General features: G+C 70.0%; 9 protein-coding genes. 6 read left to right on the plus strand and 3 right to left on the minus strand.

Going from position 1 to position 13,150, the window contains the following annotated elements; translation table 11 throughout:
* Window positions 1-73: 73 nt before the first annotated feature.
* Window positions 74-775 (minus strand): HAD family hydrolase, encoded by a 702-nt coding sequence (locus tag ACFV7R_RS09465; protein ID WP_385261761.1) that lies wholly within the window; start codon window positions 773-775, stop codon window positions 74-76.
* An 86-nt stretch (window positions 776-861) separates the two neighbouring features.
* Window positions 862-4,389, minus strand: a complete 3,528-nt coding sequence (gene metH / locus ACFV7R_RS09470; RefSeq protein ID WP_385261764.1) for a methionine synthase — start codon at window positions 4,387-4,389, stop codon at window positions 862-864.
* Window positions 4,390-4,714: 325 nt separating this feature from the next.
* Here metH and ACFV7R_RS09475 point away from each other — a divergent pair, with 325 nt between their 5' ends.
* The 6 genes from ACFV7R_RS09475 to ACFV7R_RS09500 all read left to right on the plus strand — a co-directional run bounded on the left by ACFV7R_RS09475 (window position 4,715) and on the right by ACFV7R_RS09500 (window position 11,830).
* Window positions 4,715-5,479, plus strand: a complete 765-nt coding sequence (locus ACFV7R_RS09475) for an IclR family transcriptional regulator (RefSeq protein WP_385261767.1) — start codon at window positions 4,715-4,717, stop codon at window positions 5,477-5,479.
* Window positions 5,480-5,816: 337 nt separating this feature from the next.
* Window positions 5,817-6,611: an MIP/aquaporin family protein gene (locus ACFV7R_RS09480; RefSeq protein ID WP_385261770.1), complete on the plus strand. Its 795-nt coding sequence runs from the start codon at window positions 5,817-5,819 to the stop codon at window positions 6,609-6,611.
* Between the two features lie 81 nt (window positions 6,612-6,692).
* Entirely contained in the window at window positions 6,693-8,234 is a 1,542-nt protein-coding gene (glpK, locus tag ACFV7R_RS09485; RefSeq protein ID WP_385261773.1) for a glycerol kinase GlpK, read from the plus strand.
* Between the two features lie 49 nt (window positions 8,235-8,283).
* Window positions 8,284-9,900 carry an FAD-dependent oxidoreductase gene (locus ACFV7R_RS09490; RefSeq protein ID WP_385261776.1) on the plus strand — a complete coding sequence of 539 codons (1,617 nt, stop codon included), beginning with the start codon at window positions 8,284-8,286 and terminating at the stop codon, window positions 9,898-9,900.
* Between the two features lie 123 nt (window positions 9,901-10,023).
* A complete protein-coding gene (locus ACFV7R_RS09495; protein ID WP_385261778.1) occupies window positions 10,024-10,695 on the plus strand; it encodes a FadR/GntR family transcriptional regulator in 672 nt (223 codons plus the stop codon).
* A gap of 166 nt (window positions 10,696-10,861) precedes the next feature.
* Window positions 10,862-11,830 (plus strand): PAC2 family protein, encoded by a 969-nt coding sequence (locus ACFV7R_RS09500; protein WP_224734419.1) that lies wholly within the window; start codon window positions 10,862-10,864, stop codon window positions 11,828-11,830.
* A gap of 78 nt (window positions 11,831-11,908) precedes the next feature.
* On the opposite strand, the gene mshC is transcribed toward ACFV7R_RS09500, so the two are convergent.
* The gene (gene mshC / locus ACFV7R_RS09505; protein ID WP_385261780.1) at window positions 11,909-13,138 is read right to left on the minus strand and encodes a cysteine--1-D-myo-inosityl 2-amino-2-deoxy-alpha-D-glucopyranoside ligase; all 1,230 of its coding nucleotides are present in this window, start codon (window positions 13,136-13,138) and stop codon (window positions 11,909-11,911) included.
* Between the last annotated feature and the right edge of the window lie 12 nt (window positions 13,139-13,150).

Below are 13,150 nucleotides of genomic sequence, written 5' to 3' on the forward strand. Positions count from 1 at the left end.
CCGGAGCTCGAATTCTTTCGCAAGTGCACCCGGTGAATTACTGTTCCGCCGAAGCGGTACGGTGGGTGAACGCCTAGCGCATTTCCGTCATCAGGCCGCGCAGAAATGCCAGGTCCACCTGTTCGAGAGAGTCCACCACGGTACGCCGGGCAGCCGGGGCGATCGGGGCCACCGACGGTACGGCCACCACCTGACAGCCCGCGGCCTCGGCGGCCGCCACACCGGTCGCGGTGTCCTCGACGACCGCGCATCTGGCCGGTTCCGCACCGAGTCCCGCGGCGGCGAGCAGATACGGGTCGGGGTGCGGCTTGGTGCGCGCCACCTCGTCCCCGGCCACGGTCAGGGCGAAGTACTGGGGGCCGATCAAGCCCAGCACCCGGTCGATGATGCGCCGGTGCGAGGCCGAGACCAGCGCCGTCGGGATCTCGTGCGCGGCCAGTTCGGCCAGCAGCCGGGCGGCGCCCGGCATCAGCGGCAGGGCACGGTCGATACGGTCCTCGAACCCCTGGTTGAGCAGGACGGTGAGCTCGGCGAGGGTGATGTCGGCGCCGGTGGCCTCGATCAGGAACCCCGCGCTGCGGGTCATGGGACCGCCGACCACGACATGGCGCCAGGAATCGTCGAGGGTGTGACCGAGGCCTGCGAAGACCTCGACCTCGACGTCCCACCAGAAGCCCTCGGTGTCCACCAGAGTGCCGTCCATGTCGAGGAGCACGGCCTGCAGGGCGGAGCCCTCCGCCGTACGGGTGCCGAGTGCGGGGACCGTCGTCGTCATCCGGTGGTACCTCCTGAGGGACTAGCAGGCCGGTTCCCTGACGGGAACCGGCCTGCTGTGGACCGACCAGTGTACGACGTATCCGATCAGCGTGCGTTGAAGTACTTCGCCTCGGGGTGGTGGATCACGATGGCGTCCGTGGACTGCTCGGGGTGCAGCTGGAACTCCTCGGACAGCCGGACCCCGATCCGCTCCGGCTCGAGCAGGTCGGCGATCTTCGCCCGGTCCTCCAGGTCCGGGCAGGCGCCGTAGCCGAGGGAGAAACGCGCTCCCCGGTACTTCAGCGCGAACATGTCCTCCATGTCTGCCGGGTCCTCCCCGGCGAAGCCCAGCTCGGCCCGCACGCGCGCGTGCCAGTACTCGGCGAGGGCCTCGGCCAACTGCACGGACAGACCGTGGAGTTCGAGGTAGTCGCGGTAGGAGTCGGACTCGAACAGCCGGGCCGTCTCCTCCCCGATCCGCGAGCCCACCGTGACGACCTGGAGCCCGACCACATCCGTCTCGCCGGCCTCTTCCGGGCGGAAGAAGTCGGCCAGGCACAGCCGGCGGCCGCGGCGCTGACGCGGGAAGGTGAACCGGGTGCGCTCGTTGCCCGCGTCGTCCAGGAGGATCAGGTCGTCGTCCTTGGACACGCACGGGAAGTAGCCGTACACCACGGCCGCCTCGAGCAGGTTCTCGGTCTGGAGGCGGTCCAGCAGGCCGCGCAGCCGGGGCCGGCCCTCGCTCTCGACGAGTTCCTCGTAGGAGGGGCCCTCGCCGGTGCGGGCCTGCTTCAGTCCCCACTGGCCCTTGAACAGGGCGCCCTCGTCCAGCCAGGACGCGTACTCCTTGAGCTGGATGCCCTTGACGACGCGGGTGCCCCAGAACGGCGGCGTCGGGACGGGGTTGTCGGTGGCGACGTCGGAGCGGACGTGCCCCTCCTCCGGACGCTCCTCGACGACAGCGGTGGCGGTGGGCCGCACCCGGCGCTGCCTGAGCTCCGGCAGCTTCGCGCCGGGCACGCCCCGCTTGACGCCGATCAGGGCGTCCATCAGGCGCAGGCCCTCGAAGGCGTCCCGGGCGTAGCGGACCTCGCCCTCGTAGATCTCGTGCAGGTCCTGCTCGACGTAGGCGCGGGTGAGGGCGGCGCCGCCGAGGATGACCGGGTAGTCGGCGGCCAGGCCCCGGGCGTTGAGCTCCTCCAGGTTCTCCTTCATGATCACCGTGGACTTCACCAGCAGCCCGGACATGCCGATGACATCGGCCCGGTGCTCCTGGGCGGCGTCCAGGATCGCCGAGACCGGCTGTTTGATGCCCAGGTTGACCACGTTGTAGCCGTTGTTGGACAGGATGATGTCGACCAGGTTCTTGCCGATGTCGTGCACGTCGCCGCGCACGGTGGCCAGCACGATGGTGCCCTTGCCGTCCGCGTCGGTCTTCTCCATGTGCGGCTCGAGATGGGCGACGGCGGCCTTCATCACCTCGGCGGACTGCAGCACGAACGGCAACTGCATCTGCCCGGACCCGAACAGCTCCCCGACCACCTTCATGCCGTCCAGCAGGGTGTCGTTGACGATGTCCAGGGCGGGCCGGTCCTGCAGGGCCTCGGTGAGGTCGGCCTCCAGGCCGTTGCGCTCGCCGTCGATGATGCGCCGCTTCAGGCGCTCCTCCAGCGGCAGCGCGGCCAGTTCCTCCGCCTTGCCCGCCTTCAGCGACTTGGCAGTGGCGCCCTCGAACAGTGCCATCAGCTTCTGCAGCGGGTCGTAGCCGTCACGGCGGCGGTCGTAGATCAGGTCGAGGGCGGTGGTGACCTGCTCGTCGTCGAAGCGGGCGATCGGCAGGATCTTCGACGCGTGCACGATCGCCGAGTCCAGGCCCGCCTTGACGCACTCGTCGAGGAAGACGGAGTTGAGCAGGATCCGGGCGGCCGGGTTCAGGCCGAAGGAGATGTTCGACAGGCCGAGGGTGGTCTGCACATCGGGGTGACGGCGCTTCAGCTCGCGGATCGCCTCGATGGTGGCGATGCCGTCGCCCCGGGACTCCTCCTGCCCGGTGCAGATCGTGAAGGTCAGACAGTCGATGAGGATGTCCGACTCGTGGATGCCCCAGTTGCCGGTCAGATCGGCGATCAGACGCTCGGCGATCTCGACCTTCTTCTCAGCCGTACGGGCCTGGCCCTCCTCGTCGATGGTCAGGGCGATCAGCGCGGCGCCGTGCTCCCGGGCCAGCTCCGTGACCTTCGCGAACCGCGACTCGGGCCCGTCACCGTCCTCGTAGTTGACCGAGTTGATGACCGCCCGGCCACCCAGCTTCTCCAGGCCCGCCCGGATCACGTCGACCTCGGTGGAGTCCAGCACGATCGGCAGCGTCGAGGCGGTCGCGAACCGGCCGGCCAGTTCCTCCATGTCGGCGACGCCGTCCCGGCCGACGTAGTCCACGCACAGGTCGAGCATGTGCGCGCCCTCACGGATCTGCTCCCGGGCCATCTCCACACAGTCGTCCCAGCGGCCCTCCAGCATCGCCTCACGGAACTTCTTGGACCCGTTGGCGTTCGTCCGCTCACCGATCGCCAGATACGAGGTGTCCTGACGGAACGGCACCGACTGGTACAGGGACGCGGCGCCCGGCTCCGGACGCGGACTGCGCTCGCTCGGCGTGGTCTCCCGGACCCGCTCCACGACCTGCCGCAGATGCTCCGGTGTCGTACCGCAGCAGCCGCCCACCAACGACAGCCCGTAGTCCCGGACGAAGTTCTCCTGCGCATCGGCAAGTTCCGGCGCGGTGAGCGGGTAGTGGGCGCCCTCGGCCGTCAGCACGGGCAGGCCGGCGTTCGGCATGCAGGACAGCGGGATGCGGGAGTGGCGGGCCAGGAAGCGCAGGTGCTCGCTCATCTCGGCCGGGCCGGTCGCGCAGTTCAGGCCGATCATGTCGATGCCGAGCGGCTCCAGGGCGGTGAGCGCCGCGCCGATCTCGGAGCCGAGCAGCATGGTGCCGGTGGTCTCGACGGTGACCGAGACGATCAGCGGTACGTCGTAGCCGGCCGTCCGCATCGCCCGGCGGGCGGCGACGACCGAGGCCTTGGTCTGGAGCAGGTCCTGCGTGGTCTCCACGAGCAGCGCGTCCGCACCGCCCGCGAGGAGGCCCTCGGCGTTCTGCTGGTAGGCGTCGCGGATCGCGGCGAAGGTGGTGTGGCCGAGGGTGGGCAGCTTGGTGCCGGGGCCCATCGAGCCGAGCACCCAGCGCTGCTGCCCGGTGCGCTGCGCGAACTCGTCGGCGGTCTCACGGGCGATCCGGGCACCTGCCTCGGACAGCTCGTGGATGCGGTCGGCGATGTCGTACTCGCCGAGAGCGCTGAGGTTCGCGCCGAAGGTGTTGGTCTCCACACAGTCCACGCCGGCGGCGAAGTACTCGGCATGCACCGAGCGCACGATGTCCGGGCGGGTGACGTTCAGGACCTCGTTGCAGCCCTCGAGGTGCTGGAAGTCCTCGAGGGTGGGTTCCTGGGCCTGGAGCATGGTGCCCATCGCCCCGTCGGCCACCACCACTCGGGTGGCGAGCGCCTCGCGCAGGGCGGACACGCGGGTCCGGCTGTCGGTGGAACTGTCGGTGGAAGGGGTCTGCGGCAACGAGGCCATGTATGGGCTCCCTGGAGTGCGACGGCTGTCGGCTTTGCGCTTGCTGTCCAGAGCCCGGGCGGGCTTCCGGACGAGGGCGCACGCCGCCAGGGTAGCCGGGACCCGGGGCCTATGGTCAGGGGCGTCCACGAGACGGACCACGATGGCGGCCGGGTCACCGCCGGTGAACGTGTGACGCAACAACTGCCGACCGACCATTGGCGGCAGATCGGCATCGACAGGTAGTGTTCGGCATTGCCGAACAGTGGACATAGTCGAACATCGGCGAACAGCGAGGCGGACGTCGGAGCTCGACGGTCGCACAGGGGACGGAGGCAGAACGGCGATGGCACGGAACATCCAGTCGCTCGAACGGGCGGCCGCGATGCTGCGCCTGCTCGCGGGCGGCGAGCGGCGGCTGGGTCTGTCCGACATCGCCTCGGCCCTCGGTCTCGCCAAGGGCACGGCCCACGGCATCCTGCGCACCCTCCAGCAGGAGGGCTTCGTCGAGCAGGACGACGCCTCCGGGCGCTACCAGCTGGGCGCCGAGCTGCTGCGTCTGGGCACCACGTACCTGGACGTGCACGAGCTGCGCGCGCGGGCCCTGGTGTGGACGGACGACCTGGCCCGCTCCAGCGGAGAGAGCGTCTACCTGGGAGTGCTGCACCAGCAGGGCGTACTGATCGTGCATCACGTCTTCCGGCCCGACGACAGCCGGCAGGTGCTGGAGATCGGGGCCATGCAGCCGCTGCACTCCACTGCCCTGGGCAAGGTCCTGTCGGCGTACGACCCGGTCGCGCACAGCGAGGCACTGGAGAGCGACCGCAAGGCGTTCACCGACCGCACCGTGTGCGAACTGGACGACTTCGAGCACATTCTCGACATCACGCGCGCGCGTGGCTACGCGGCGGACGTCGAGGAGACCTGGGAGGGCGTCGCCTCCGTCGCCGCGCCCATCCACGACCGGCGGCGCATGCCGGTCGGCGCGGTCGGCATCACGGGTGCCGTGGAGCGGCTGCGCCCGGACGGCGAGCTGCGCCCCGAGCTGATCGCGGCGGTACGGGACTGTGCCCGCGCGGTGTCGCGGGACCTGGGCGCCGGGCGGTTCTGACACACATCCGAGCAAACCGGGGCGTCAGTACGGCGTTCCGGCTTTCGGCCTACCCTAAAAACGGACACATAGGGCAGATTTCAACACATCCGCCCCAGAGGTCGACAGCTCACAGCGATCAATAACGATCGCGTTTTCGACAACAGAACTCTTGACGTGCGCGTAACGCCGAAGCAAGACTCCCGTCCATCGGTCGGCATTGTCGAACACCTAACGGCAATACGCGCTAGAGTGTGACAACGCCAAGGGCTGGTATCGCCCTCATTGCGAGGGCTCGCGGACCCCGGAAGGGACTCGGGGTTCGGCTTCCCCTGGACGAAGGACAAAGGAGTCGCGGGTGTCCAGCTCCGACATCTTCATCGGCGAGACCATCGGTACCGCCATACTCATCCTGCTCGGCGGTGGCGTCGTTGCCGCCGTCGTTCTCAAGGCCTCCAAGGCCCGCAACGCCGGCTGGCTCGCGATCACCTTCGGGTGGGGTTTCGCCGTGCTGACGGCCGTCTACATCTCGGCGCCGCTGTCCGGCGCCCACCTCAACCCGGCGGTCACACTCGGTATCGCGATCAAGGACAGCGACTGGAGCAACCTCCCGGTCTACTGGGGCGGACAGCTGCTCGGCGCCATGATCGGCGCGACGCTGGTCTGGCTCGCCTACTACGGCCAGTTCCACGCGCACCTCACCGACAAGGAGATCGTCGGCAGTCCGGACGCGGAGACCACGCAGGCCAAGGCCGTCGAGGCGCGGGAGAAGGGCGCAGGACCGGTCCTGGGCGTCTTCTCCACCGGCCCCGAGATCCGGAACGCGGTGATGAACCTCACGACGGAGATCATCGGCACGTTCGTGCTGGTCCTCGCCGTCCTCACGCAAGGTCTCAACGACAACGGCAAGGGCCTCGGCGCCGTCGGCGGTCTGATGGTCGCCCTCGTCGTGGTCGGCATCGGCCTCTCCCTCGGCGGCCCGACCGGCTACGCCATCAACCCGGCCCGCGACCTCGGTCCGCGTATCGTGCACGCCCTTCTGCCCCTGCCCAACAAGGGCGGTTCCGACTGGTCCTACGCATGGGTCCCGGTGGTCGGTCCGCTGATCGGTGCCGCCATCGCGGCAGGCATCTACAACGTCGCCTTTGCTTAGAACCGGGTCCGTCCGCTCTCGCAGCCGCAAGCATGACGCCGTAACCCGAGCCCCAGCCCCAAGGACTTCCAGGAGCACACAGTGACCGACGCACACACCGCCGGCCCGTTCATCGCCGCCATCGACCAGGGGACCACCTCGTCCCGCTGCATCGTCTTCGACCGCGACGGCCGGATCGTCTCCGTCGACCAGAAGGAGCACGAGCAGATCTTCCCGAAGCCGGGCTGGGTCGAGCACAACGCAACCGAGATCTGGACCAACGTCCAGGAGGTCGTCGCCGGCGCCGTCGAGAAGGCCGGCATCACCCGCGACGACATCAAGGCCATCGGCATCACCAACCAGCGCGAGACCACCGTGCTGTGGGACAAGAACACCGGTGAGCCCGTCCACAACGCCATCGTCTGGCAGGACACCCGCACCGACGCCCTGTGCCGGGAACTCGGCCGCAACGTCGGCCAGGACCGCTTCCGCCGGGAGACCGGCCTTCCCCTCGCGTCCTACTTCGCCGGCCCCAAGGCCCGCTGGCTGCTCGACAACGTCGAGGGCCTGCGTGAGCGTGCCGAAGCCGGTGACATCCTCTTCGGCACCATGGACACCTGGGTCATCTGGAACCTGACCGGCGGTGTCAACGGCGGCCACCACGTCACCGACGTCACCAACGCCTCCCGCACCCTTCTCATGAACCTGCACACCATGCAGTGGGACGAGAAGATCTGCGAGTCGATCGGCGTACCGCTGCAGATCCTCCCCGAGATCCGCTCCTCCGCCGAGGTCTACGGCGAGATCACCGGCGGCAAGCTGGGCGACCTGCTCGGCGGCATCCCGGTCGCCTCCGCGCTCGGCGACCAGCAGGCGGCCCTGTTCGGCCAGACCTGCTTCTCCGAGGGCGAGACCAAGTCGACGTACGGCACCGGCACCTTCATGGTGATGAACACCGGCGACAAGATCATCAACTCCTACAGCGGGCTGCTGACCACCGTCGGCTACCAGATCGGCGGCGAGCAGCCGGTCTACGCCCTGGAGGGCTCGATCGCCGTCACCGGTGCGCTGGTGCAGTGGATGCGCGACCAGATGGGCCTGATCTCCACCGCCGCCGAGATCGAGACGCTCGCGCTGTCGGTCGAGGACAACGGCGGCGCCTACTTCGTGCCGGCCTTCTCCGGTCTGTTCGCCCCGTACTGGCGCTCCGACGCCCGCGGTGTGATCGCCGGCCTGACCCGGTACGTCACCAAGGCGCACCTCGCGCGCGCCGTCCTGGAGGCCACCGCCTGGCAGACGCGGGAGATCGCCGACGCCATGACCAAGGACTCCGGCGTCGAGCTGACGGCCCTCAAGGTCGACGGCGGCATGACCTCCAACAACCTGCTGATGCAGACGCTCGCCGACTTCGTGGACGCCCCCGTGGTGCGCCCGATGGTCGCCGAGACCACCTGCCTCGGCGCCGCCTATGCCGCCGGTCTCGCCGTCGGCTTCTGGAACAGCACCGACGACCTGCGTGCCAACTGGCGCCGGGCCGCCGAGTGGACCCCCCGCATGGACGCGGAGATCCGCGACCGTGAGTACAAGAGCTGGCTCAAGGCCGTCGAACGGACCATGGGCTGGCTCGACGAGGACGAGAGCTGACGAGAGCTCGGAAGAGCTCCACCTAGCTGACGAGGAGCAACAACCCACCATGACCAGCCAGTCCACCCTGCAGTCCGTGCCTGCCCTGGGGACACGTCCGGCCTCCGGCTCCAACCCGAGCCGCGCCGAGACCCGGGAGCAGCTCTCCAAGGCGTCGTACGACCTTCTCGTGATCGGCGGCGGCATCCTGGGCATCTCCACCGCCTGGCATGCCGCGCAGTCCGGGCTCAGGGTGGCCCTGGTCGACGCCGGCGACTTCGCCGGTGCCACCTCCTCCGCCTCCTCCAAGCTGCTCCACGGCGGTCTGCGCTACCTGCAGACCGGCGCGGTGAAGCTGGTGGCGGAGAACCACTTCGAGCGCCGTGCGGTCTCCCGCCAGGTGGCCCCCCACCTGGCGAACCCGCTCACCTTCTACCTCCCCGTGTACAAGGGCGGCCCGCACGGCGCCGCGAAGCTGGGGGCCGGTGTCTTCGCCTACTCGATGCTGTCGGCCTTCGGCGACGGCGTCGGGCACCTGCTCTCCCCCGCCAAGGCCCAGGCGGACGTGCCCGAGCTGCGCACCGAGAACCTCAAGGCCGTGGCCGTGTACGGCGACGACCAGATGAACGACGCGCGGATGGCCCTGATGACGGTCCGCGCGGCCGTCGAGTCGGGCGCGGTCGTCCTCAACCACGCCGAGGTGACCGGACTGCGCTTCACCAACGGCCGGGTGACCGGCGCCGAGCTCAAGGACCGCCTGTCCGGTGACGAGTTCGGGGTGAGCGCCCGCCTTGTACTGAACGCGACCGGCCCGTGGGTCGACCACCTGCGCCGTATGGAGGACCCGAATGCCGCCCCGTCGATCCGCCTGTCGAAGGGCGCGCATCTGGTCCTGAAGCGCACCTCCCCCTGGAAGGCCGCGCTCGCCACCCCGATCGACAAGTACCGCATCACCTTCGCCCTCCCCTGGGAGGACATGCTGCTGCTCGGCACGACCGACGAGGTGTACGAGGGCGACCCGGCCGATGTCTCGGTCAACGACAAGGACATAGCCCAGATCCTGGACGAGGCCGCGTTCTCCATCCGCGACCAGCAACTCGACCGTGACCTGATCACCTACGCCTTCGCGGGGCTGCGGGTGCTGCCGGGCGGCCCCGGCGACACCGCGAAGGCCAAGCGCGAGACGGTGGTCACCGAGGGCCGCGGCGGGATGCTGTCCGTGGCGGGCGGCAAGTGGACGACCTTCCGCCACATCGGTCGGACGATCATGAAGAAGCTGGAGACGCTGCCGGGCCGCCCGCTGGGCGAGGACTTCGAGCCGATCTCCACGCTGCCGAAGAAACTGCCGCTGCCGGGTGTCGCCAACCCCCGCGCGGTCGCTCACCGGCTGCTGGTCGACCGTCCGGCGCCCGGCCCGCGCATGGCGGCCGACACCGCCAGGCACCTGGCCACGCACTACGGTTCGCTGGCCTTCGACATCGCCCGGCTCGCCAACGAGAACCCGGAGCTGGCCGAGCGGGTCCACCCCGACGCCCCGGAGATCTGGGCGCAGGTCGTCTGGGCCCGCGACCACGAGTGGGCCGAGACGCAGGACGACGTGCTGCGCCGCCGTACGACACTGACGATCCGCGGCCTGGCCACGGACGAAGTCCGTACGAAGGTCCAGGACCTGCTCGACAAGAAGTAACGCCCGCACGGCGAAGGGGGCGGCTCCACGCCGACGGAGCCGCCCCTTTCCCCGTCGGTCGGCGGGCGGCACCCCCCATAATGTGCTGAGACATCGGAGGTCTGAGCTACAGGGAGGCCGGTCATGGCAGTGACTGACGAGGCGATCGAGAAGATCAAGGACATGATCGTCTCCGGTGCGCTGCGTCCCGGTGACCGGCTGCCCAAGGAGAGCGAACTCGCCGCCGGCCTGGGGCTGTCCCGCAACTCCCTGCGCGAGGCGGTACGCGCGCTGTCGCTGATCCGGATCCTGGACGTGCGGCAGGGCGACGGGACGTATGTGACGAGCCTGGATCCGCAACTGCTCCTGGAAGCCATGAGCTTCGTCGTCGACTTCCACCGCGACGACACCGTGCTGGAGTTCCTGGCCGTGCGCCGCATCCTGGAGCCGGCCGCCACGGCGATGGCGGCCGGCCGCATCGGCGAGCAGGAAGTCGACGCCCTGGCGGCCCAGTTGGACGCCCTGGGCGACGATCCCTCGGTGGAGAAGCTCGTCGCCTGCGACCTGGAGTTCCACCGGAGCATCGTGCAGGCCTCCGGCAACTCGGTGCTGTGTTCCCTGCTCGAGGGCCTGTCCGGGCCGACCACCCGGGCCCGGATCTGGCGCGGCCTGACCCAGCAGGACGCGGTCAGCCGCACCCTGCACGAGCACCGTGCCATCCTCGCCGCCCTGCGCGACGGCGACGCGGAGGCGGCCCGCTCCTGGGCCACGGTGCATATCGCGAGCGTGGAGCAGTGGCTGCGCAGCACCCTGTGAGCCAGGCCCGTGGGCCGGCGACAGCTCGGATGAATCGTGGGGTGTTCCGGGGTGGCGAACGGGGCAGTGATCCGTTCACTCCCCCGTGCAAGGGGGCTGCGGGCGCCCCTGCCGCACGCCGTAAGGTTGGGTCGTTAGGCGAGGGCACGTCGGAAGGAGGCACTGGGTGATCGAGCTCGAGGGGGTTCCCGAGCTGATCGACCCGGTCATGGTGGCCGCGTTCGAGGGCTGGAACGATGCCGGCGACGCCGCCTCCACCGCGGTCGCGCATCTCGAGAGGGAGTGGAAGGGCGAGGTCTTCGCGGCGCTGGACGCGGAGGACTACTACGACTTCCAGGTGAACCGGCCCACGGTGTGGATGGACGCCGGCGTCCGCAAGATCACCTGGCCGACGACCAGGTTGTCGGTGGTCCGGGTCGGCGGTGACAAGCCGCGTGACCTGGTGCTGGTGCGCGGTATCGAACCGTCCATGCGCTGGCGCTCGTTCTGCAACGAGCTGCTCGGCTTCGCGCACGAGCTGGGCGTGGAGCTGGTGGTGATCCTGGGCGCCCTGCTCGGCGACACCCCGCACACCCGTCCGGTCCCGATCAGCGGGACCACGTCCGACGCGGACCTGGCCCGCCGGATGGACCTGGAGGAGACCAAGTACGAGGGCCCCACGGGCATCGTCGGCGTCCTCCAGGAGGCCTGCACGCATGCGGGTGTACCGGCGGTGTCGCTGTGGGCGGCGGTGCCGCACTACGTGTCGCAGCCGCCCAACCCGAAGGCGACGCTGGCCCTCCTCAACCGCCTGGAGGACCTGATCGGCGTGCACATCCCGCTGGGCGAGCTGCCCGAGGACGCGCGCGCCTGGCAGGTGGGGGTGGACCAGCTGGCCGCCGAGGACAGCGAGGTCGCGGAGTACGTCCAGACGCTGGAGGAGGCGCGGGACACCGCCGAGCTGCCGGAGGCGTCGGGCGAGGCGATCGCCCGCGAGTTCGAGCGGTACCTGCGGCGCCGGGACGGCGGCACCCCGCCCGGCGGACACGCCACGGCGGACGGCGGGGACAGCCCGCCGTATCTGCGGGACAACCCGGGCGGCCGGACCCGGCCGCCGAAGCCGGGCAACGACGACGAGGATTCGCCCGAGGAGTGAGGACGCAGCGCGAATGGGCCGCTTCCCCCGTGAGGAGGAAGCGGCCCATTGCGTCGACCGATGGCGCCGACCGGCGCCTTACAGGGCCACGCCCAGCAACGCATCCACCGCACGCGTCACCACACCGGGGGCGCCGGTGTCCGTGCCGCCCTGCTCGTGCTGCGCGGCGGCCCAGCGGTCGACCGCGGCGAGCGCGGACGGCGCGTCCAGGTCGTGGGCGAGGGCCTCGCGGATCTCCTCGACCAGCGCGTCGGCGCTCGGCCCGTCGGGGCGGGAGACAGCCGAACGCCAGTGGTCGAGCCGCGCCTGGGCATCCCGCAGCACCTGGTCGGTCCACTCCCAGTCGGCCCGGTAGTGGTGAGCGAGCAGCGCGAGCCGGATGGCGGCCGGGTCGACGCCGTCCCGGCGCAGCCGGGAGACGAAGACGAGGTTGCCCTTGGACTTGGACATCTTCTCGCCGTCGAGGGCGACCATGCCGGCGTGCACGTACGCCTTGGCCATGGGGAACTCGCCGGTCAGCACCTGGGCGTGCGAGGCGCCCATCTCGTGGTGCGGGAAGGCGAGATCGGAGCCGCCGCCCTGCACGTCGAAGCCCATCCCGAGGTGGTCGAGGGCGATCGCGACGCACTCGATGTGCCACCCGGGCCGGCCGCGGCCGAGCGAGCCGCCGTCCCAGCTGGGCTCGCCCTCACGGGCCGCCATCCACAGCATCGGGTCGACAGGGTTCTTCTTGCCCGGACGGTCCGGGTCGCCGCCCCGCTCGGCGGAGAGCAGCCGCATGGCGGCGGCGTCCAGGTTCGAGACGTTGCCGAAGTCGGGGTCGGACTCGACGGAGAAGTAGGTGTCCCCCTCGAGTTCGTAGGCGGCGCCCATGTCCCGCAGTCGCTCCACCAGCGGCACGATGCCGGATATCGCCTCGACCGCGCCTATGTAGTGCTGCGGCGGCAGCATCCGCAGGGCGGTCATGTCCTCGCGGAACAGCGCGGTCTCCCGTTCGGCGAGGGCGACCCAGTCGATACCGTCGCGATCCGCCCGCTGCAGGAGCGGATCGTCGACGTCGGTGACGTTCTGGACGTAGTGCACCTGCCGCTTGGTGTCGAGCCACACGCGTTGCACGAGGTCGAACGCGTTGTAGGTCGCCGCGTGACCCATGTGGGTCGCGTCGTACGGCGTGATGCCGCAGACGTAGATACGGGCGACGGGACCGGGGGCGAGGGTGACGAGGCCACCGGTCGCTGTGTCGTGGATCCGGAGGTCGCGGCCCTTGCCGGGCAGGGCGGGGACCTCAGAAGCGGGCCAGGCATGCATGTCTTGAGCCTA

Origin of the sequence: Streptomyces sp. NPDC059866, from assembly GCF_042731325.1 — a bacterium.
Classification (GTDB): Bacteria; Actinomycetota; Actinomycetes; order Streptomycetales; family Streptomycetaceae; genus Streptomyces; species Streptomyces flavusporus.

What these genes read in the sequence shown, in the direction of transcription:
- ACFV7R_RS09465 (WP_385261761.1), bottom strand. Translation starts at nt 775, where the DNA reads ATGACGACGACGGTCCCCGCACTCGGCACCCGTACGGCGGAGGGCTCC.
- ACFV7R_RS09475 (WP_385261767.1), top strand. Translation starts at nt 4,715, where the DNA reads ATGGCACGGAACATCCAGTCGCTCGAACGGGCGGCCGCGATGCTGCGC.
- ACFV7R_RS09495 (WP_385261778.1), top strand. Translation starts at nt 10,024, where the DNA reads ATGGCAGTGACTGACGAGGCGATCGAGAAGATCAAGGACATGATCGTC.
- mshC (WP_385261780.1), bottom strand. Translation starts at nt 13,138, where the DNA reads ATGCATGCCTGGCCCGCTTCTGAGGTCCCCGCCCTGCCCGGCAAGGGC.
- metH (WP_385261764.1), bottom strand. Translation starts at nt 4,389, where the DNA reads ATGGCCTCGTTGCCGCAGACCCCTTCCACCGACAGTTCCACCGACAGC.
- ACFV7R_RS09490 (WP_385261776.1), top strand. Translation starts at nt 8,284, where the DNA reads ATGACCAGCCAGTCCACCCTGCAGTCCGTGCCTGCCCTGGGGACACGT.